This is a genomic window from Acetobacter zythi (assembly GCF_963921165.1).
Taxonomy (GTDB): Bacteria; Pseudomonadota; Alphaproteobacteria; order Acetobacterales; family Acetobacteraceae; genus Acetobacter.
In genome coordinates this window covers 519,007-538,781 of sequence record NZ_CAWUEO010000012.1, presented here as the reverse complement: position 1 = coordinate 538,781, position 19,775 = coordinate 519,007, and the positions used below count along the sequence as shown (strand labels likewise).

Annotated in this window: 19 protein-coding genes; 12 read left to right on the top strand and 7 right to left on the bottom strand. The window is 57.6% G+C overall.

Annotated features, from left to right (window positions below; all coding sequences use genetic code 11):
• The first annotated feature begins 822 nt into the window (after positions 1-822).
• From AABE20_RS08120 to spt, 4 genes are all read left to right on the top strand, one after another.
• On the top strand, positions 823-1,050 hold the full coding sequence (locus AABE20_RS08120; RefSeq protein WP_338332595.1) for a hypothetical protein: 228 nt from the start codon (positions 823-825) through the stop codon (positions 1,048-1,050).
• The gene (locus AABE20_RS08115) at positions 1,050-2,816 is read left to right on the top strand and encodes a fatty acyl-AMP ligase (protein ID WP_338332594.1); all 1,767 of its coding nucleotides are present in this window, start codon (positions 1,050-1,052) and stop codon (positions 2,814-2,816) included. Before AABE20_RS08120 ends, AABE20_RS08115 begins: the two co-directional genes overlap by 1 nt.
• A gap of 123 nt (positions 2,817-2,939) precedes the next feature.
• Positions 2,940-3,191 (top strand): acyl carrier protein, encoded by a 252-nt coding sequence (locus tag AABE20_RS08110; RefSeq protein WP_025826198.1) that lies wholly within the window; start codon positions 2,940-2,942, stop codon positions 3,189-3,191.
• 6 nt (positions 3,192-3,197) lie between these two features.
• A complete protein-coding gene (gene spt / locus AABE20_RS08105) occupies positions 3,198-4,412 on the top strand; it encodes a serine palmitoyltransferase (RefSeq protein ID WP_338332593.1) in 1,215 nt (404 codons plus the stop codon).
• Between the two features lie 2 nt (positions 4,413-4,414).
• Here spt and AABE20_RS08100 read toward each other — a convergent pair whose 3' ends face one another.
• Together AABE20_RS08100 and AABE20_RS08095 are read right to left on the bottom strand one after the other, a co-directional pair.
• Positions 4,415-5,386 carry a hypothetical protein gene (locus AABE20_RS08100; protein WP_338332592.1) on the bottom strand — a complete coding sequence of 324 codons (972 nt, stop codon included), beginning with the start codon at positions 5,384-5,386 and terminating at the stop codon, positions 4,415-4,417.
• Positions 5,387-5,398: 12 nt separating this feature from the next.
• Positions 5,399-6,379, bottom strand: coding sequence for a diacylglycerol/lipid kinase family protein (locus AABE20_RS08095; protein WP_338332591.1), 981 nt, complete (start codon positions 6,377-6,379; stop codon positions 5,399-5,401).
• 131 nt (positions 6,380-6,510) lie between these two features.
• Here AABE20_RS08095 and AABE20_RS08090 point away from each other — a divergent pair, with 131 nt between their 5' ends.
• From AABE20_RS08090 to AABE20_RS08070, 5 genes are read left to right on the top strand one after another with little or no spacing between them, the layout of a single operon-like run.
• Positions 6,511-7,419, top strand: a complete 909-nt coding sequence (locus AABE20_RS08090) for a metallophosphoesterase family protein (RefSeq protein WP_338332590.1) — start codon at positions 6,511-6,513, stop codon at positions 7,417-7,419.
• Positions 7,416-8,612: an LptF/LptG family permease gene (locus tag AABE20_RS08085; protein WP_338332589.1), complete on the top strand. Its 1,197-nt coding sequence runs from the start codon at positions 7,416-7,418 to the stop codon at positions 8,610-8,612. The genes AABE20_RS08090 and AABE20_RS08085 overlap by 4 nt, the downstream gene beginning before the upstream one ends.
• A gap of 13 nt (positions 8,613-8,625) precedes the next feature.
• Positions 8,626-9,726, top strand: coding sequence for an LptF/LptG family permease (locus tag AABE20_RS08080; protein WP_338332588.1), 1,101 nt, complete (start codon positions 8,626-8,628; stop codon positions 9,724-9,726).
• The gene (locus AABE20_RS08075; protein ID WP_338332587.1) at positions 9,723-10,505 is read left to right on the top strand and encodes a sterol desaturase family protein; all 783 of its coding nucleotides are present in this window, start codon (positions 9,723-9,725) and stop codon (positions 10,503-10,505) included. The genes AABE20_RS08080 and AABE20_RS08075 overlap by 4 nt, the downstream gene beginning before the upstream one ends.
• A complete protein-coding gene (locus tag AABE20_RS08070; protein ID WP_338332586.1) occupies positions 10,502-11,290 on the top strand; it encodes a nucleotidyltransferase family protein in 789 nt (262 codons plus the stop codon). Before AABE20_RS08075 ends, AABE20_RS08070 begins: the two co-directional genes overlap by 4 nt.
• Before the next feature lie 28 nt (positions 11,291-11,318).
• On the opposite strand, the gene AABE20_RS08065 is transcribed toward AABE20_RS08070, so the two are convergent.
• Positions 11,319-12,011 (bottom strand): HAD hydrolase-like protein, encoded by a 693-nt coding sequence (locus AABE20_RS08065; protein WP_338332585.1) that lies wholly within the window; start codon positions 12,009-12,011, stop codon positions 11,319-11,321.
• Between the two features lie 109 nt (positions 12,012-12,120).
• On the opposite strand from AABE20_RS08065, the gene glmU reads away from it, so the two are divergent.
• The gene (gene glmU / locus AABE20_RS08060; RefSeq protein ID WP_338332584.1) at positions 12,121-13,467 is read left to right on the top strand and encodes a bifunctional UDP-N-acetylglucosamine diphosphorylase/glucosamine-1-phosphate N-acetyltransferase GlmU; all 1,347 of its coding nucleotides are present in this window, start codon (positions 12,121-12,123) and stop codon (positions 13,465-13,467) included.
• Entirely contained in the window at positions 13,467-15,290 is a 1,824-nt protein-coding gene (gene glmS, locus AABE20_RS08055) for a glutamine--fructose-6-phosphate transaminase (isomerizing) (protein WP_338332583.1), read from the top strand. Before glmU ends, glmS begins: the two co-directional genes overlap by 1 nt.
• Before the next feature lie 54 nt (positions 15,291-15,344).
• Here the strand turns inward: glmS and AABE20_RS08050 are convergent, their stop codons facing one another.
• Together AABE20_RS08050 and AABE20_RS08045 are read right to left on the bottom strand one after the other, a co-directional pair.
• On the bottom strand, positions 15,345-16,214 hold the full coding sequence (locus AABE20_RS08050) for a DUF3108 domain-containing protein (RefSeq protein WP_338332582.1): 870 nt from the start codon (positions 16,212-16,214) through the stop codon (positions 15,345-15,347).
• A 22-nt stretch (positions 16,215-16,236) separates the two neighbouring features.
• Entirely contained in the window at positions 16,237-17,019 is a 783-nt protein-coding gene (locus AABE20_RS08045) for an IclR family transcriptional regulator (RefSeq protein WP_338332581.1), read from the bottom strand.
• A 223-nt stretch (positions 17,020-17,242) separates the two neighbouring features.
• On the opposite strand from AABE20_RS08045, the gene AABE20_RS08040 reads away from it, so the two are divergent.
• Positions 17,243-17,770, top strand: a complete 528-nt coding sequence (locus AABE20_RS08040; protein ID WP_408740791.1) for a glutathione peroxidase — start codon at positions 17,243-17,245, stop codon at positions 17,768-17,770.
• A 71-nt stretch (positions 17,771-17,841) separates the two neighbouring features.
• Here AABE20_RS08040 and AABE20_RS08035 read toward each other — a convergent pair whose 3' ends face one another.
• Positions 17,842-18,528, bottom strand: a complete 687-nt coding sequence (locus AABE20_RS08035; protein ID WP_338332579.1) for an ABC transporter ATP-binding protein — start codon at positions 18,526-18,528, stop codon at positions 17,842-17,844.
• Positions 18,521-19,771 carry a lipoprotein-releasing ABC transporter permease subunit gene (locus AABE20_RS08030; protein ID WP_338332578.1) on the bottom strand — a complete coding sequence of 417 codons (1,251 nt, stop codon included), beginning with the start codon at positions 19,769-19,771 and terminating at the stop codon, positions 18,521-18,523. The genes AABE20_RS08035 and AABE20_RS08030 overlap by 8 nt, the downstream gene beginning before the upstream one ends.
• Between the last annotated feature and the right edge of the window lie 4 nt (positions 19,772-19,775).

The following is a 19,775-nucleotide window of genomic DNA, read 5'->3' as shown; positions in this document are numbered from 1 at the left end:
CCGAAAACTTAGTCAGAAAAACACGCCGTCAGCATATCCCTCTCTATCTCATATTCTCTTGTCAATGACCAAAGAGCCAAAGAACTTAGCAGAAACTCTCATCCCCGCCAAGACCGCTTCGTCTCGGTGAAGCAGCTTCTATACCCCCAGGCACCCTAACGTCAACACTCATCCGCAAAAAAAATGACATTTTTCTTTCAGGCCTGCTTTTCCGCCGCTTTCCAGACTCACACGCTGTATAATGCCCAGCACACCTTCCGAGCACGTCATGCGCGCCTCATAACAACACGTCATATTATATGAGCCTGACGTCCCACCACGCAGCCGAGCACCTCTCTCGATGATGCATATGTGAGGAATCGCAAAACTCTGCTTCCGACCCCTCAAACCCAAAGAACTTCACCCCAAATCGGCAACACAATTTGTTACTTTAGATTTCCAATGCGTCCATGGATAAAGGCTGACCTTGAAGAACACGCCCCTCCCCTTATCGCCAGAATGGGATTGAGCTGAACTGACTACCTACACCTTGAAATTCCGCACTCTAGTTCAAAGCCTGTTCCTCCCCTTCTGGAGAGCGGTATACGCATGCAGATCCCAAAAAACTGAGGCATAGTGTTAAGTCGGGCACCCCATACAACGCCCTACCCGCTCAGCAGTTCCTTTTGGCCACCGCAACTCTTCCTTATTTTAACCACCCTACCTGTTTCTATATGAGCAGATGCAGTGCTGTGGCACAGACTGCGGAGGAGATTTTTGCTTAGTGTGCTGTTATTGCTTGGAAAATATCGATCTTAAATTAGCTTTTTTATGGAAAACCACATGAGGGACAGAAACCACAGCCAACACCGCGCTACAATGTGCCAAAAGCCTGTCATCACGGTAATTGATACGTTTGATAATGATGGTGAATGGCTTTCCGGGCCGCATGATACTTTCATAAATCTGCAAAAAGACTATATACGCCTGACGTTCGACCTTCTGGGGGACGGACTTACTGCGCCGGTTGGCGCCGCCGCAATTTCTGATTTTCTTCGAATGGCCAACTGATGAACATAATGAACCCAGCCTCTGCATCCACCACGGAAGCAACTCTCCAGCCGCTTCCTTCCGCGTCTGGACAACCGCGCCGCTACGGTGACTTTGCGACTTTTCCAGAAGCGCTGGATTATGCCGCACAGGGCACGGCCGGGTTTAATATTTACTCAGGCAAAGGCGTGCTGCTTGAAGCGCTGCCCTACAGCGTGCTGCAAACGCAGGCCATTGAAACCGCCAAGCGCCTGCTCGGTATGGGTTTGCAGGCAGGGGACCGGGTGGCCATTGTTGCCGAAAGCGATGGTGACTTCGCCCGTATCTTTTTTGGCTGCCAGTATGCCGGGCTTGTGGCTGCCCCCCTGCCCCTGCCCGTCGCCTTTGGTGGCAAGGATGCCTATTTGAGCACCCTGCGCGGTATGATTACCAGCGCACAGGCCAGTGCTGTGGTTATTCCCGCCATTATTGAAGGTTGGACAGACGATATTGTTAGCGGGCTTGGTCTGGTCTTTGCTGGCTCTCCCAGCGAACTGATGGCCCGCCCCGTGCCGGACATGGAATTGGGGACGGTCGACCCCGATGCACTCTCCTACCTTCAGTTTTCTTCGGGCAGCACGCGCTTTCCCATGGGGGTCTGTGTCTCCCAGCGTTCTGGCATGGCCAATGTTGCCGCCATTGCCCATGACGGGTTGCAGGTGCGTGAGACAGGAGATCGCTGTGTTTCGTGGCTGCCACTTTACCATGACATGGGGCTTGTCGGCTTTTTCCTGACCCCCATGACATGCCAGTTGACGGTTGACCTGCTGCCAACGCGCGAGTTCGCGCGCCGCCCCCATGTCTGGCTTGACCTGATCAGCCGCAACCGTGGCACCATCGCCTACAGCCCCTCTTTTGGGTACGAACTGTGCGCCCGCCGCCCTGCCGCCGCTGGACTGGACCTGTCCTGTTGGCGGGTAGCTGGCATTGGCGGTGATATGATCCGCGCCCATATTCTGCAGGAATTTGCAGAACGCTTTGCCCCCGCCGGGTTCAGCGCCAAAGCATTTGTGGCCAGCTACGGCATGGCCGAAGCAACGCTGGCCATCAGTTTTGTGCCGCTCAATACCGGGATTGAAACAGACACGGTGGACCTTCCGCTGCTGGAAAGCAAAGGCATTGCCCGTGCTCCCGCTACCCCGGACACGCCCAGCAGAACCTTTGTTATCTGCGGGCGGGTACTGCCCAAGCACGAAATGGAAGTCCGCAACCCAGACGGGATTGTGCTCAAGGACCGCGAGGTCGGCACCATTTATGTACGTGGCCCAAGCCTTATGTCCGGCTACTTCCGTATGCCTGAGGAAACCTCTCAGGTTCTGGATCAGAACCAATGGCTGAACACGGGCGATCTGGGCTACATGCTGAACGGTCAGGTTGTTGTGACCGGTCGCGCCAAGGACCTGATTATTATTAACGGCCGCAACATCTGGCCGCAGGATCTGGAATGGTCGGCTGAAACCCACATTCCCACACTGCGTAGCCGCGATGTGGCTGTTTTCTCGCTTGAAAAAGACAACCATGAGGAAATCGTGGCCCTGATCCAGTGCCGCACCACCAACCCCGAAACCCGTGAAGCCCTGCGGGCGGAAACAGTCAGCCTGTTCCGTCGTTTGCATGGGGTTGATGTGTCGGTCGTTCTGGTTCCCCCTCATACGCTGCCGCAGACATCCTCCGGCAAGCTGACGCGTGCCAGAGCACGCACAATGTATGTTAACGGAGCCTTTGCCCAACAGCCCGAAGTCGCCTGAATTACAGGAGGAATGCCGCCTGTGAGCGAGAGGCTAGTCAAATCTGGTTTTTTCTCTCATAAGGCGGCACGGCGGGCACAAGCTCGGCTTGATATAAATGCCATATAGGATGAAGGACCCGACATGAGCGAAACCGTTGAAAGCGTTTCCGCGCTGATCATCCAAAAGCTTCTTGCCAATCCCAAAGTCCCGCGCGACATCGACGGCAACTGCAAGATCATGGAAGATCTGGCATTCGACTCTCTTGCGGTCATGAACTTTGTCATGGAAGTAGAAGACAGTCTGGACGTCTCTGTCCCGCTCGACAAGCTGGCGGATATCCGTACGATCAACGACCTTGCCGCCTGCATTGTTGACCTGAAGAACAAAGGGTAAGCGTGGATGACGTCACTGTTTTCCAAATTTGAGGGCCTTGCGGGCGCTCTTGGCTCTGTTGTGGCGGCTGGCGGGCGCAACCCTTTTGCCGTTGTCATTGAAAAGCCGATTTCCTCCACTGTTGGTGTGATAGAGGGCCGCGAAACCCTGCTGTTTGGCACCAACAACTATCTGGGCCTCAGCCAGTCTGAACGCGCCATCAAAGCTGCACAGGATGCTGCTGCAACCTGTGGTGTTGGCACAACCGGCTCCCGCATTGCCAATGGAACACAGTCCCTCCACCGCAAGCTCGAACGCCAGATAGCCGACTTTTTCAAACGCCGGGACGCTATGGTCTTCTCCACCGGGTATCAGGCCAATCTGGGCATGATCTCGGCACTGGCGGGCAAAGACGATTATCTGATTCTGGATGCAGACAGCCATGCCAGCATTTACGATGGCAGCCGCCTGAGTGCTGCACAGGTTATCCGCTTCCGCCATAACAGCCCGGACGACCTGTACAAGCGCCTCAAGCGCCTGGATGCCCCCAACAGCGCCAAGCTGATTGTTGTGGAAGGCATTTACTCCATGACCGGCAACGTGGCCCCCATGGCCGAGTTTGCCGCCGTCAAGCGCGAGACCGGCGCATATCTTATGGTGGACGAAGCCCACTCCTTTGGTGTGCTGGGTGAGCATGGGCGGGGTGCAGCCGAAGCGGAAGGCGTGGAAGCCGATGTTGACTTTATTGTTGGCACTTTTTCCAAAAGCCTTGGCACGGTTGGGGGGTACTGCGTATCCGACCATCCTGAGCTGGAACTGGTGCGGCTGAACTGCCGCCCATATATGTTTACCGCATCACTCCCCCCCGAAGTGATTGCCGCAACCGGTGCCGCTCTTGAGGACATGATTGCCCAGCCAGAGCTACGCCGCCAGCTTATGGACAATGCCGCGCACCTGCATGCAGGCTTTACCAAGCTGGGCCTTAACGCCAGCAAGCGGGTTAGCCCGGTTATTGCCGTAACGCTGGAAACTGTTGAGCAGGCTATTCCCATGTGGAACCGGCTGCTTGAGCTTGGGGTTTACGTCAATCTCAGCCTGCCTCCGGCAACCCCGGACTCACGGCCATTGCTGCGCTGCTCGGTTATGGCAACGCACACAGCTGAACAGATTGATCAGGCTCTTCGCATTTTTGGGCAAGCCGCACAGGAATGTGGCGTACCGCTCCAGCCCAATGCCGCGTAACTTTATGGCCTTTGCCTGAAGGCTCCCTGCCGCCAGAGCTTCCACAGCACTGGTGGCGCGGCCAGTAGCGGATGTTTTTCCGCAAACGGGCTTAGGGCAATTTCTATTCCGCTATGCCGCTGGACTTTCCACGCGGCATAGCGGGCACTCCCCTTAAATGTATAAACCGCTTTGATCAGGCGCAGAATATTCAGTGGCCGCCCCAGCCGCGCCCGCAGCCGCCATTGGCGCTGGGCCTTGTCCTTCTGTGCGGAGGAAATGGCGGGAACCACATCTGCCCCTTCATGCCTGAAAGATATTCCCCCGGCCTGCCAGCAGGGGAGCAGAATGTGTTCGTAACGCTCCAGATTGGCGTCAACAAGTCCACTGCTCCGCCGTCCGTTTTCAACACGGAGTTCAGCTTTGTAAGTCTTGGCGTACAGAGCATTCCAAAACGCTGCGGGAGCCGCCTTGTACGGCCCCAACAGGGCCGCCCACCTTGCTGCTGTCACATTGGCACGCACAATGCACTGCGTTATGGCCTGCGCCGCCTGTGCATTATTCCCCCAGACCAGCCTGACAGGCTGGGAAAAACGCGCCCAGACTGTGGTGTTCAGCGGGGCAAACCCGGTCAGCGCATGCAACTGCGCCAGCGTAAGAATAGCCACTTTGGCGCGCATGGGCCGACCGGCCACTTCGTGCTCGTAATACTCAACATTGGGGGGCAACATGGCATTGGCCATGCAAGCCAGACCGGAGCGCGGCCAGTCTGACTGCCTGCGCACAATAATGTAAAAATCGAGCAGCGTGTCCTCATCAATGCCGCTGCGCAGGCCCGAACCGTAAAAGAGAACACCAAGAGGGCGCACCTTGCCCAGCATCTGCTCCACGAACAGAGTGACCTCCGGCGCAACGGGGGTGGCCAGTTCCTGCGCCAGTCTGTGCGTGAGCTGACCAATGGCCTGACTGCGGGGTGTCTGCTCGGTTTCAGCCATTTTTGTCAGCCATCAAGCATAAAGGAAGGAAACAGCAGGACCGGCCAGAATGGTAAAGTCCTCGTTCTTGCCCGGTTCCAAAATCTCGCCATCCAGCACAAAATTCTCGGCTGTTTGCATCTTCAGCGTTTGCACGGACCCACTCTGGTAGGCAGGCGAACGCCGCAGCCATTCAGGCGCTTTGCCGCGCAGCAGAGTCCAGACTGCCCGCATGAGAGACGGTGGATAAGCCGCCACATCCAGATAATGCATGCCTTGGCATTCCGCCCCACCGGCCCGCCAGAATGGCCATACGCCATAGGGCAGTGTGTTCAGGGCCGTGCAAAGGACCATAAAATGGTTCTGCGCGGGACTGACTTTGCCGTCATATGTTAGCGTAGCGGTGGCGCCAGTCAACCAGCCATCACGCTGACGTGGCAACAGAAGCTGCATAACAGTCATGACAAAAGTGGCGATAACCGCCATATCATGCGCGTAACGCTTGAGAACGGCAGGCTGGTGCGCAATGCTTATGCCGCGCCCAAAAGCCCCCATTCCTCCAAAAAAACCAAGAACGGCCGCACCGTCCTGCCCGGTACGCTGCACAACAAGCGGGCGACGCTGCTTGACCTTGAGCATGGCCTGCCCCGACCGCAGATCAGCCTGCAGGCAACGCAGGGCTTCCGCGCCACGCCTGCCATACCCAACATCCGCTGCAATCAGATTGGTATTGCCCGATGGAATAACCGCAACCGGCGGCCATTCCTGCGCGGGCCAGCCGGTGGCATGCAGGGCGCTCAGCACCTTGCCGACCGTGCCATCCCCCCCATCCACCACAATGCAGGAGAGCCTGCGCGTACGCAGATCCTCCACCACGGCCTGCAAGGCGGCGTGCGTGTCCGGCGCGTAAAACAGGACGTTGGGCAAAGCCTGAATACTCTGGAGGTAGTCAGGGCCATTCTTCAGGTTTTTACGGCTGAACGGATTATAAATAAGGGCTAGTTGGTCGGGCACTCAGGTACTCTATAATGCACAAGTTGCAGGTCGGTGCTTTTGCCCCGGCTCGGCTCAGTGGTATAAAGAGCCAGAGCGCGCTTGTCACATACTGTACGCTGGCAACGCCTCTGACTGGAGACCTAATTTTCTTGGCCAGCGTTCTTCTCGCCCATTTTTCCGACCCCCATCTGCCTTTGGTGGGCCTGCCCACATGGCGGGAATGGCGTGTCAAACGCGTATTAAGCCTGCTCAGCTGGTTTACCCGCCGCAGGCATCTGCATACTGCCGCCCCCCTTGCGCGGGTCATGCACGATATTGCGGCGTCTGACCCCGAACTTGTCGCCATTACGGGGGACATGACCAATCTGGGCCTGCTATCCGAGTTCCGCGCGGCGCAACGCTGGTTAAATGAGCAGAATCTTCCCCCGGCCCTGCTTGTTCCGGGCAACCACGAAGCCTTGGTGCGTGAAAAAAACGAGGAAAAACGGACCCTGTGGGCGCCATGGCTCCATATGGACACAAACCCCAAAGCCCCTTCCGTTCTGGTGCACAACCATGTGGCCCTGATCGGGGTTAACACCGCCGCACCGTCGCTGCCTTTTCTGGCAACTGGCAGAGCCGGGCGGGATCAGCTTGACCTGCTGGGGAACACGCTCAAAAAACTTGGCGAGTCTGGTTTGTGCCGTATTGTGCTGTTACACCACCCTCCGGTCATGGGGCTTGTGGACAAACGCAAGGGACTGACCGACCTGAACAACCTACAGGATATCCTGCGGCATGAAGGAGCGGAACTGGTGCTGCATGGACATTCCCACCGCGCGACATTGGCCACCATTCCCGGTTCTGCAATCCCTGTTGTGGGCACGACCTCTGCCTCGCATATTGCTGACAGCCCCCAAAAAGCGGCAGGCTGGAACCGAATAACCATTACCGCGCAGCCCCACACATGGGATATTGATGTGCAGCGCAGAGCACTCGGCACGGATGGTTTTATGCATAACTGTGAAACAGGCAGGGCATACACACTGCATCGCCAATTACCGAAAACCGCAGTATGACACATCCCATGCTGAACGCGCCCGCCATACGCCGCATGATCCAGCGGTTCAGGCCCACAACGCTTGACCGTTACCTGATCAATCAGGTTATCCCGCCGTTTACCGTTGCGCTGGCAGTGGTCATGACAGCACTTCTGCTGGAGCGTTTGCTGGTTCTTTTTAACCTGCTGGCTGCTGGCAACAATAATCTGGGCACGTTTATTGAACTGCTGACCACTTTGCTCCCCCATTATCTGGGGCTGGCCATACCTGCCGCTCTTTGCGTCTCGGTTTTTGCCGTCATGCGCCGCATGAGCCAGAATGAGGAAATTGACGCCGCCAACAGCAGCGGTCTCTCCCTGCTCCGAATCACACGACCCTATATCCAGCTCGGGCTGGGGCTTGGGGTTGTGTCCTTCCTGCTTTACGGATTTATTCAGCCCCACGCCCGGTATGACTTTAGGGCTGCATTCTACTTTGCCAGCCATACGGGCTGGTCCCCACGCCTGCAGCCGCGCATGTTCGCCCGTCCCTCATCCGATCTGACCCTTGTGGCCGAGGAGGTCACCCAAAGTGGCTCCGAGCTGAAAAACGTCTTTATCCACGATACATCGGACCATCTGGAACGCAACATTACTGCCCGCAAAGGCCATATCCGCATCGCCTCGGACGGCGGCACCGTGCAGCTGGATCTGGAAGATGGAATTATTGTCTCTGATTCGGGCGACAAACTCCCCAGCCTGACAACATTCCAACATTCCACACGCTACCTGACCCATGCCTCCCAAACCGCCCCGTTCAGGGGACGGGGGGATGATGAACGGGAACTGACATCCCCCGAACTGATCCGAAACCTGATCCGTCAGGACGGCAGCATCTCGCAGCCGCATATGTGGTCGGAACTGCACTTCCGCCTTGCCCGCAGCCTGACCATTCCATTTATCCCACTGCTTGCTACGGCTCTGGCCATGGCGCGCAAACGCCAGCGCAACAATGCGGGCCTGCCCATCGCCTTTATTCTCATGATCGGTTTCGACCATATTCTGCAATTCGGGCACAGTATGGTCGCAACCAAAAAACTGTCGGTCCTGATCATATGGGCACCAGCCCTTGTATTTATTGCTCTGTGCGTAACGCTGCTTCTTTACCGTTCAGGCACGTTCCTCCTCTGGCGTGCCCACAGGGCGCAACCGACCAGAATACGGTCGGCATAAAGAAGACCGTATTATGAGCAAGCCCTCCCCCTACCCGCGTTATGTTCTGCTGCGCTACCTGTCCGGCGCCCTGCTTTTTCGTGTGGTGTTCTGCTGCTGCGTGCTGGTCAGCCTGCTGGAAATTCTGGCATTGCTGGAGCAGACAACACCCATTTTGCAGCGGCATCTGGGTATTTTGGGCATTATCAATTACGCCAGCATGCGCATGCCATTCCTGCTGTCTGGCGCGCTCCCCCTGAGCACGCTCATTGGCGCACTGCTCATGCTGACGCAAATGACCCTTGCCAGCGAAATGGCCATTCTGCGTGCTGCTGGTCTGTCTACGTTCGGGTTATACAAATACCTTGTGCCCGCAACACTGCTCATCGGGCTGGCAGGCATTGTTCTGGACGATCAGGTTACCCCACGTTCCGAACAGGCTCTGGCCGCATGGTGGAATCGCACCGACCCCAACCCCGAGGACGGGCATTCCTTCTGGTTCCATGAAGGATCAAACCTGACCCATATTGGCCATGTGGCCGATGGCGGCAACATGCTCGGCACGGTTGACGTGTACATGCGTGACGGTGACAGCATGCTGAACAAGACCCTGCACGCGCAAACAGCCCAATACACAGGCGCACATGGCTGGACCCTTTATGACGTGGAGGGTCTGACGATTGATCTGAAGGACCAGAAAGTCGACCGTCTGGACCATCAGGCAAACATGCCATGGAAAACGACTCTGGCCCCAAGGGACTTTATCCGACTGTCTTCGGGCAATGCGCCTTTATCCACATCCACGATTATTAGCATGCTACGCGAGCAAATTGCCTCCGATTCCAGCCCGGGCTTTCTCAAGGCCGGGCTTATAGAGCGGTTCCTGCGCCCGGCATCCCTGCTGGTTCTGCTGTTGATCGCCATGCCAGTAATCTATATCCCTCCACGAACGGGTACACGCAGTTGGTTGCCAGTATGGTGTCTGGGGGCCGGACTGCTATTTATTGTTGTACAGGGACTGCTGCGGGCCATGGGTAATGCCGGTCTGCTCCCGCCTCCGATTGCAACAGTTCCCACGTTGATCATTTTTACATTGGGAGCACTCACCGTGCTTCTGAGGAACGAAACACGATGAGCGGAACTCTGAACAATCCCTCCCTCAAAACTGGCCGCAGTTTTGATCTGGGCAAAATGGATCTCCGGCAGCTGTGGATCGCCTATCTGACGTATCCAACCATCCTGCTATACTTTGCTTTTGTTATTGCCAGCGCGTTTGTGGCTGCCCATTTTTTTGCTGGCTGGCCCAAAACCCTGAGCGCCATGCTGGCGGTCGTATTTGTGTATCCCATCGTATGGTACATGCTGCACCGCTACGTTCTGCACGGGCACCTGCTGTACAAAAACAAATGGACCGCATCTTTGTGGAAGCGCATCCACTTTGACCACCATCAGGACCCGCATCTGCTGGATGTGCTCTTTGGCGCGCCGGTCACAACCCTGCCCACCATTGCCGTTATTACCCTGCCCATCGGGTATCTGATCGGCGGCATTGGCACGGCGGCTGCGGCATTGGGGACGGGTATTGCCATTACCTGCATCTATGAATTTTTTCATTGCATTCAGCACCTGAACTATAAGCCCCGCTCGGCATGGATCCAGCGCATGAAGGCCCGCCACGTGCTGCACCACTTCCATGATGAAGATGGTAATTTTGGCATTACCAGCTTTGTGGTCGACCGGGTTCTTGGTTCCTATTACGTGGACGCCAAAGCCCGCCCACGCAGCCCGACCGTGTTCAATCTGGGGTATGATATTGAGCAGGCATCCCGCTATCCGTGGGTTATGGAACTGACCGGCGCCCCTCCGCGTGACCGGCCCGATGGCGCCCGCCCAGACCAGAAACGCGCCGCATGAGCGTGGCGTCTGCCATTACAGCTCTGGTGCTTGCTGGAACACGCCCCGGCAAGCCGGACCCTGTTGCCGTTGCCGGAGGCGTATCGCACAAGGCACTTCTGCCTATTGATGGCGTACCCATGGTTGTGCGGGTCGTGAACGCCCTACAGGCTGTTCCCGACATTACCCGCATTGTGGTGTGCCTTGAAGACCCAGCCATTCTGGAGGGTATTCTGCCTTCCAGTGTGCAGGTTGTCCCCTCCCGGCCAGAAGGCCCAAGTGCAAGCGTGCTGGATAGTCTTGCGCGCTGTGGCACTCCTTTACTGGTAACAACGGCGGACAACGCGCTGCTCCAGCCCGAATGGGTGGAAGAGCTGCTCCACAAATCCGCCCCCCAGACAGATATTGCTGTGGGCGTGGCCACTCAGGCTTCCATTCAGCAGAGCGTACCACAGACCAAACGCACCTATATCCGCCTGACGGATATGGTTTTTTCTGGTTGTAACCTGTTTTACTTCAAAACCTCGGTGTCGGCCCGGGTTGCGGACCTGTGGCGCAATGTGGAAAAAAACCGCAAGCACCCTCTGCGCGTCGCATGGACGCTGGGGTTAGGCATTCTGCTCCGCGCTGTTTTGGGGCGGCTGTCCACACAGGCGCTCTATGCCCGCATTTACACCCTGACAAGCGCGCGCGCCGAACTACTCCCCCTGTCTGACGGCCGCGCCGCTGTGGATGTCGACAAGGAAGCCGATATTATTCTAGCCCAAAAACTGGCTCCGGTGCTTAAGTTACAATACGGGCACTAGCCCACCAAAGAGCAGCTCACACCCTGCATCAGGCCGGTATGAGCTGCTCCAGCACAGCGGGAACATCCTGCATGCTCATGGCCTCGACCTTATGCGCCAGATCAGGCGCACCATAACCCCACGCAGCAAACACAAATGGGCACCCTGCCCCTTGCGCTGCCAGATAATCCGGCGGCATGTCCCCTACCATCACGCTTCTGGCCGGGGTTCCGCCTGCCTGCGCAATGGTGCCTAGCAGATGCCGCGCGTCTGGCTTGCGTGCAGCAAAGCTGTCTCCGCCGCCAACACTTGCAAACAGGGACGTCAGGTTAAAATCTGACAAAATTCGACGTGCCGCTTTTTCTGGCTTGTTTGTACAAACCGCAAGCAGCCAGCCCTGAGCATGCAGGCGCCGTAGGGCTTCCTCCGCACCGGGGAACAGACGCGATAAGCGGGTCGCCCGTGGCGTGTAGGCCGCCATAAAACGACTGACCGCCTCCTCCGTGGAAAGAGGCATGGCAGGCAACGCCCCGCTCGCTTCTGCCTTTTGTTCCAAAGCTGCCTGCAAAGCCCGTTCCACCAGAGCCTGCACGCCATTGCCCACCATGCCGCGCACCTGCGCATCCGACAATAACGGCAAATGGCATTGGGCCAGAACTTCACGGCAGCATTCAGCCAGATCCGGCAAGGAATCCAGCAAAGTACCGTCCATATCAAACACGGCCAGACGCAAAGCAGACATTCCGTTCCTCCGCCCCGTAAATATTAGAAAACTTTTATGATATTGGCATGGAGTTTTTCCTTAAGCGAGACGTTTGACACATGCCGGAGCTTGGCTTACCGCATCACTTATGACGTCTGATCCCGCATTCCGTCCTGCCACAGCGGTTCTTCTGGCCGCAGGGTTGGGCACCCGCATGAAATCCTCCCGCCCCAAAGCTGTGCAACATCTTGCCGGTGGGCCTATGCTGGCTCATCTGCTGCGCAACGCGGCAGAGGTTTTTGACCGTCTGGTGGTCGTGATTGGCCCAGACATGGCAGAAGTGGCGGAAGTGGCCGCCCCTTACCCCGTTGTTATCCAGCACGAACGACTGGGCACAGCCCATGCCGCCCTACAGGCTGCGGACTGGTTTGGAGAGGGCGACGTGGCGGTCCTGTACGCCGACAACCCCCTTATTTCCGCGCAAACACTCAGCGCACTTCTGGATGAGCGGCGCAAACCCAATGTGGGGCTGGCCCTGCTGGCCATGCGCCCGGCAGACCCCGCCCGCTACGGCCGCGTTGTAACCCATGCAGGCAACGTGGAACGCATTGTGGAATGGTCGGACGCCACACCAGAAGAACGCGCCATAGACCTGTGCAACGCAGGCGTATTATGTGCCGATGCAACCGATTTCCGCCGCTGGCTGGAAGCCGTGGGTAACGATAACGCAAAGGGCGAGTTCTACCTGACGGATGTGGTTGACCTGGCAGTTGCCGAACACGCACAGGTCCGCGCAGTTGAAGCCGCAGAGGACGAACTGCGCGGCGTGAACTCCCGTAGCGAACTGGCTCAGGCGGAGGCCGCCCTGCAAAAGCGCCTGCGCCAGACCGCCATGGACAACGGGGTCACACTAGTTGCCCCCGAAACTGTCTTTTTGGCCACAGATACGCAACTGGCAGCCGATGTGCTGGTTGAGCCGAATGTTGTGTTTGGCCCCGGCGTTGTTGTGCACGAAGGGGCTGTTATTCGCGCCTTCAGCCATCTGGAGGGATGCGAGGTTCATTCAGGCGCTATTATTGGCCCATACGCCCGCCTGCGGCCTGAGACCTCGATTGGCGCAAACGCCCGTGTTGGCAATTTTGTCGAACTCAAAAGTGCTGAACTTGGCTCTGGTGTAAAAGTTAACCACCTGTCTTATATAGGGAATGCACAGGTTGGTGCCCACTCCAACATTGGAGCCGGGACCATTGTGTGTAACTACGATGGTGTGTTCAAGCACCCTACATCCATCGGCAAGAATACGTTTGTCGGCTCCAACTCGGTGCTGGTCGCCCCTGTGGAGATAGGTGATAACGCACTGATCGCGGCAGGCAGCACCATTACAAACAATGTGCCGCCAGACGCTCTGGCTCTGGGGCGTGCACGCCAGACCACCAAACCAGAGCGTGGCAAACTGTTCAAAGATGCCCTGAAGGCAAAAAAGGAAAACGGCTGATGTGCGGAATATGCGGCGTTGTCGGGTTACGCCATGCAACCCCCATTGTGCTCGAAGGCCTGCGTAGGCTGGAATATCGCGGGTACGATTCCGCAGGTATTGCCACTCTGGTCGATGGGCGCGTGGAGCGCCGCCGGGCGGCTGGCAAGCTGGATAATCTGGCCAAGCTGCTGGAGCATGATCCCCTGCCGGGCAAAACCGGCATTGGCCACACCCGCTGGGCCACCCATGGCGCCCCCACAACCTGCAATGCCCACCCCCATGGTACCGCCCGCGTAGCCATTGTACACAATGGCATTATTGAGAACTTTGAAGCGCTAAGGCTGGAGCTTGAAGCCGCCGGACAGGTTTTTGAAACCGAAACCGACAGCGAAACCATTGCCCTGCTGGTGGACTACCATCTGCAACAAGGACTGCCCCCCAAAGAGGCAGCCCTTAAAGCGCTCAAACGCCTAGAAGGCGCATACGCAATTGCCATGATCTTTGCTGGCCACGAAGGGCTGATGATCGGGGCCTGCAACAACGCGCCGCTGGCCGTGGGCTTTGGAGATGATGAGCTGTTCCTTGGCTCGGACTCCCTCGCCCTTGCCCCCCTGACCCGCCGCATTACCTATATGGAAAATGGCGACTGCGTGGTCATTACCCCCCAGGGTGCGCAGTTCATGACCTTTGATGGTGCGCCCCTTGAACGCCCGGTGCAGATTACCGCCCTAACGGCAGGTTCCATCGGCAAGGATGGCTACCGCCATTACATGGAAAAGGAACTGCACGAGCACCCGCTGGTTATCGGGCAGACCCTGCAACGCATGATCGACCCGGCAACGCGCAAGGTGGTTCTGCCAGAACTTCCCTTTGATCTGGCCAAGGTGCCTCGGGCAGTCATTACCGCCTGTGGATCAGCTTTTTACGCGGGCATGGTCGGGCGTTACTGGCTGGAGGAAATTGCACGCCTTCCAGTCGATATCGACGTTGCCAGCGAGATGCGCTACCGCAACCCGCCCCTTACACCGGACTCGCTGGGTCTGCTGATCTCCCAGTCGGGTGAGACGGCGGATACGCTGGCAGCCCTGCGGAGCCTGCGCGAAAAGGCTATTCACATCCTGTCCGTGCTCAATGTGGAGCACAGCACCATGGCGCGCGAAAGTGACGTGATGCTGGGGACCGTGGCCGGGCCGGAAATTTCGGTGGCGTCCACCAAAGCCTTTACCGCACAACTGACCGTTCTGGCCTGCCTGACCATTGCCACCGCACGTGCGCGCGGCAAGCTTGATCCGTTGGGAGAAGAAGAACTGGTGGCCGCACTTATGGACCTGCCAAGCCGTGCGGCGGAAGTGTTCAACCAGGGGGACGCCATTCGCAAAATGGCCGCCGTGGTGGCCGAAGCGCGTGACGTGCTCTACCTTGGACGGGGCAGCATGTTCCCTGTGGCGATGGAAGGTGCACTCAAGCTCAAGGAAATTTCCTACATTCACGCAGAAGCATATGCTGCGGGGGAAATGAAGCATGGCCCCATATCCCTGATCGACCGCACAGTGCCCATCGTGGCCAGTGTGCCCTCTACACCGCTGTTTGATAAAACCCTGTCCAACCTGCAAGAAGCCAAAGCCCGTGGTGGCCGCCTGCTGGTCCTGACCGACACAGAAGGGGCCGAACGGGTTTCCGCCATTGCGGAACAGATGGTGGTGCTCCCCCGCGTGCACGACTTTGTAGCCCCGATCCTGCAAACCATTCCGGTGCAGATGCTCGCTTACGAGGTTGCCGTGCTCAAGGGCACGGATGTTGACCAGCCCCGTAATCTGGCAAAATCCGTAACCGTGGAATAACCACCAGCAAGGGCTGGCACCCCGCCGGGGAGCCAGCCCGCCGCATATCCGGGTTTAGGGCGTCTGTTTTGGGGTTTCGTCCAACCGCATGACGATATGCCCCATTTTGGGGTGTTCCACTTCCAGCCTGACAACCGACATGCCAATGTTGGGAATATTCTCAAACCAGACCCGCCCGATCTGTGGCTGCCTGAGTTTGCTGAACTGGCCATTGGCCGTAAAACCCTTAACCTGCTGCAAAACAAAATTACAGGTCACAGCCTCCTGCCCCCACGCGCGGGAAGTGCCCGATGGTGGCCGCTCTACCCCTGTGTTGCGCACGCTCAACGTGCTCAGGCGCAGGCCATCAAAAAGCTTTTGCGGCGTTTCCTCACAGCGGCTCCGGGTCTGTAGCTGGTGCAGCAGGCCAACCAGAATGGCCACAACATCCTGCGCTCCGGTTCTTTCTTCCGGTGTAACCTTCTCGCGGGTGCCAACTGGGGGTTCTTGCACGGTAATCTGGGGCACTCCAGCCTGATACACCATGTGCAGGTGGCTCTGTTCGTGGTTATAGGTGCCTGCGCTGTCATACTGTGCGGGTTCGGCCAACCCATTGGCCAAAAACTGGCCAGACCCCTGCATACGCATATCTGTTTGTACAAACAGGCCAAAAAAACCCGCCGTCTGGACCTGAGCCACGCCACTATAGGCGTTAATCCCCAGCCTGTAGGCAACGCTTGCCGTTAACACATGCAGACCATGCACGTTAATCAGGTAACGTGCGGAGGTCTGAGGAACACCTCCCTCCGCTCGGGCCTGTGGCGCACAAGGCCAGAACACTGCGGGCAGCAGGCCAAGCAGTATGCCAAAGGCTACCCCTTTTGCGGCACGGCCACATCTGTTGTTGCGGGGCATCATAACAGCCTGCACACCGGCAAGACGCATTTTATGTTCCTGTTCCAAGCACTTAACCAACGCGATAACCGAGCCGGAAGGAAACCGCCTCCGCCAGACGGGAAGCCACAGCCCCCAACCGTTCAACACTGTACCGCCCCAGTTCCGCCTGAGGCAGGCTGATCCCGATCCCCGCCAGCGCACGGCCGGAATGGTCTTTAACAACCGCGCCAAAACACCACAGACCGTCATGCACCTGCTCGTCATCCACCGCGTAACCACGGTCCTTGATCTCGGCAATTTCACGCACCAATGTTGTGACCGAACAGATGCCGTTCGGCGTAAGCGGCTGGGGCCATGTGGTCACCGGATGCAGGGCCAGCCATTCCCTGAAGGATGCATCGTCCATACCTGCCAGTATGGCGTTGCCTGTAGCCGTAAATATGGCAGGCAGGCGCATACCCACCCTAAAGGATGCCCCCAGTACGGTCGCGCTGTTGCGGCAGGCCACGTACACAACCTCCGCTCCCTCCAGCATGGTGAGGGTTACGGTAAAGGACTCCAGATCCGAGCGAGTCTCCAGCACATGGTAGAACTCGCTCACCAGATCCCGCTTTTCCGTAACATCCCCGGCCCAGTCGAGCAGACGTGTACCCAGCCGGTACCCCTGCGTGACCGTTTTTTCCAGCAGCCCCAGTTCCTGCATAACGGCCAGCAGACCGTGGGCCGTGCTGCGCGGCAGATCCAGTTGTCTGGCCACATCCGCCGCCAGAGGCGGCTTGGCTGCATCCTTAACCATATCAAGTATACGAACGGCCCTGCGGAGAGCGGGAACCGTATCCTGCGATTTGGACATGTTATTCTTATTTTCCATGTTGACAGGAGAGGCTCATATCTTCATATTCCACATACGGGATCGAGTTCAACATAATGAACAACAAAAAGCAGAACACGATCTTGCCGCGCACAAGATGTGGTGGAAGTCTGGCACAAGAACCCGGAACAGGGCAGCAGGCTTCCACCCACTACTTGCAGACAGCATAACTCCTCGCTCCTTCTCTTGTGGTGCGCTACACAGGATGCCTTACCTGCCACAAAAGCAGCAAAAGGGCAGCACCTTGGCAACAAGCATATACGATTTTACCCTACCCGCACTCGATGGCACCAGCATTGACCTGAGTGCCTATAAGGGTCAGCCCATCCTGATTGTGAACACCGCCTCCAAATGCGGGTTTACGCCACAATACGAAGGGTTGCAGGCCCTGTGGACGCAGTTCCACAAGGCTGGTCTGGTGGTTATTGGCGTCCCCAGCAACGACTTTGGCCAGCAGGAACCCGGAACATCGGCAGAGATCACGACGTTTTGCCAAAAAAACTACGGTGTAGCCTTTCCCATGGCTGCACGCAGCGTGGTCAAAGGTCAGGCGGCCATACCACTTTTTAAGTGGCTGGATGAAGAACTGGGTTTTCTGGCTCGGCCCCGATGGAATTTTTTCAAATACCTGATCGGGCGGAACGGACAGCCGGTTGCGTGGTTTTCCAGCCTGACGCCTCCAACCTCTGCCCGTGTGCGTAATGCGATCGAGCGGGCACTGCTGCCCGCCTGACAGGCGCCACACATCAATAAGGCGGCCCCAACCCTGCTGTTAATGCAGAGTCGGGGCCGCCTTACCTGTTTTTAGCGTGTTACAAGCTTGCCATCGCGCAGGGTAACAACCCGGTCCATGCGCGGCAGAAGTTCCTCGTTATGGGTTGCAACCAGTGCGGCCAGCCCACGCTTGCGCACGGCTTCGAGCAGTTCGGTAAACACCGCATCTGCTGTGTGCACATCCAGATTACCAGTCGGTTCATCCGCCAGTAGCAGGGATGGTGCATTGGCCAGCGCGCGCGCAATGGCCACACGCTGCTGCTCCCCACCAGAAAGCTTGCCCGGCAGATGGTCCACCCTGTGGGCAAGGCCAAACATATCCAGCAGACGCTCGGCTTCCTGCCGGGCAACCCTTTTGGGCACGCCAGCAATCATTTGTGGCAGAACCACATTTTCCCGCGCGGTGAATTCGCCCAATAGGTGATGGAACTGGTACACAAAACCAATCTCATCGCGCCGCAGGGCTGTCCGCCCGGCATCGGCCATGTTTCTGGTCGATTGCCCACGGATGACAATATCCCCCGCATCGGGCGTATCCAGCAGGCCCGCCAGATGCAGCAGCGTGGACTTGCCCGTGCCCGAAGGGGCGACAAGTGCAACTATTTCCCCCGCATGGAGGGTAAAATCCGCCCCCTGCAAAATGGGCAGCACGTCATGCTCGCCACTGCGATAGGTTTTTTGAACGCCATCAAGGCGCAGAACCACGGAATCATTCATGACGGAGTGCCTCGACCGGGTCTGTTTTGGCGGCACGCCATGCCGGATATAATGTTGCCAGAAGCGAAAGCAGAAGCGCCATACCAATCACCTCCCCAACCTGTCCCCATTCCAGCTTGGCGGGCAGATGTTCCAGATAATACACTTCCGGATTAAACAGGTTGGTGCCCGTCAGGCTTTGCAGCAACTGGCGAATACGCTCAATGTTCATGCAGAACACAATACCAAGTGCCGTACCAGCCACGGTGCCGGTAACCCCGACCGAAGCCCCACACATAAGAAAAATGCGCATAATGGCGCCACGGCTCGCACCTATGGTGCGCAGCACGGCAATATCGGCTGTTTTGTCCTTCACCATCATGATCAGGGACGAAATGACATTGAACGCCGCCACAACAATAATCAGGGTCAGGATCAGGAACATAACGTTCTGCTCCACCTGCACAGCCCCGAACAGGGCATTGTTGGCGGTTGTCCAGTCCAGCACCCGCAAGCCGGGGTCATCCACCGCTTTAACAATCGCCAGCGTAACAGGCCGGACATGCTCCGCATCTTTGGTGGCGACCTGAATCTGCGTAACCTTACCCGGCATCTGGAAGTAGATCTGGGCTGCGTGCATGGGCAGGAACACAACGCTGGAATTATAGTCGTTCACGCCTGCGTCAAAAATGGCGCTCACACGGTATGACCGCACACGCGGCACCGTACCAAAAGCCGTGGCCGCCCCCTCGGGCGAGACCAGCGTCAGGCGCGAACCAATGGACAACCCGGCCCGCTCGGCCATGGTGACGCCCACCACAATGGACTCATCCCCCTGCCCAAACTGGTCCAAAGACCCCGCCACAAGGGACGAACTCACAGCCTTGAGGTCCTGCAGGCCCTGTGCGGTAATGCCGTGCACAACACCACCCGCACTGTAAGACCCGGCGCTCAGCAGTACCTGCCCCTCAATAATGGGGGTAGCACTCAGCACATCTGGAACGGAGCGCACCTCCTGCGCCACATCCTCATACTGCGAGATGGTGCGCCCCGCGCCATAAATGGTCAGGTCCCCGTTCAGGCCGAGAATGCGGCCCATAAGATCGGCCTGAAAACCGTTCATAACCGCCATAACAATGATCAGCGTTGCAACACCAAGTGCAATGCCAACCAAAGAGAATATGGCAATAATGGAAACAAACCGCTCCCCGCGCCGCGCGCGGAGATAACGGCCAGCTACCGCACGCTCGAAGGGACCAAACATGGTG

Coding starts and splice junctions, on each gene's coding strand:
- AABE20_RS08120 (WP_338332595.1), top strand. CDS start 823: ATGAGGGACAGAAACCACAGCCAACACCGCGCTACAATGTGCCAAAAG.
- AABE20_RS08115 (WP_338332594.1), top strand. CDS start 1,050: ATGAACATAATGAACCCAGCCTCTGCATCCACCACGGAAGCAACTCTC.
- AABE20_RS08110 (WP_025826198.1), top strand. CDS start 2,940: ATGAGCGAAACCGTTGAAAGCGTTTCCGCGCTGATCATCCAAAAGCTT.
- spt (WP_338332593.1), top strand. CDS start 3,198: ATGACGTCACTGTTTTCCAAATTTGAGGGCCTTGCGGGCGCTCTTGGC.
- AABE20_RS08100 (WP_338332592.1), bottom strand. CDS start 5,386: ATGGCTGAAACCGAGCAGACACCCCGCAGTCAGGCCATTGGTCAGCTC.
- AABE20_RS08085 (WP_338332589.1), top strand. CDS start 7,416: ATGACACATCCCATGCTGAACGCGCCCGCCATACGCCGCATGATCCAG.
- AABE20_RS08080 (WP_338332588.1), top strand. CDS start 8,626: ATGAGCAAGCCCTCCCCCTACCCGCGTTATGTTCTGCTGCGCTACCTG.
- AABE20_RS08075 (WP_338332587.1), top strand. CDS start 9,723: ATGAGCGGAACTCTGAACAATCCCTCCCTCAAAACTGGCCGCAGTTTT.
- AABE20_RS08070 (WP_338332586.1), top strand. CDS start 10,502: ATGAGCGTGGCGTCTGCCATTACAGCTCTGGTGCTTGCTGGAACACGC.
- AABE20_RS08065 (WP_338332585.1), bottom strand. CDS start 12,011: ATGTCTGCTTTGCGTCTGGCCGTGTTTGATATGGACGGTACTTTGCTG.
- glmU (WP_338332584.1), top strand. CDS start 12,121: ATGACGTCTGATCCCGCATTCCGTCCTGCCACAGCGGTTCTTCTGGCC.
- glmS (WP_338332583.1), top strand. CDS start 13,467: ATGTGCGGAATATGCGGCGTTGTCGGGTTACGCCATGCAACCCCCATT.
- AABE20_RS08050 (WP_338332582.1), bottom strand. CDS start 16,214: ATGCGTCTTGCCGGTGTGCAGGCTGTTATGATGCCCCGCAACAACAGA.
- AABE20_RS08045 (WP_338332581.1), bottom strand. CDS start 17,019: ATGTCCAAATCGCAGGATACGGTTCCCGCTCTCCGCAGGGCCGTTCGT.
- AABE20_RS08040 (WP_408740791.1), top strand. CDS start 17,243: ATGCCTTACCTGCCACAAAAGCAGCAAAAGGGCAGCACCTTGGCAACA.
- AABE20_RS08035 (WP_338332579.1), bottom strand. CDS start 18,528: ATGAATGATTCCGTGGTTCTGCGCCTTGATGGCGTTCAAAAAACCTAT.
- AABE20_RS08030 (WP_338332578.1), bottom strand. CDS start 19,771: ATGTTTGGTCCCTTCGAGCGTGCGGTAGCTGGCCGTTATCTCCGCGCG.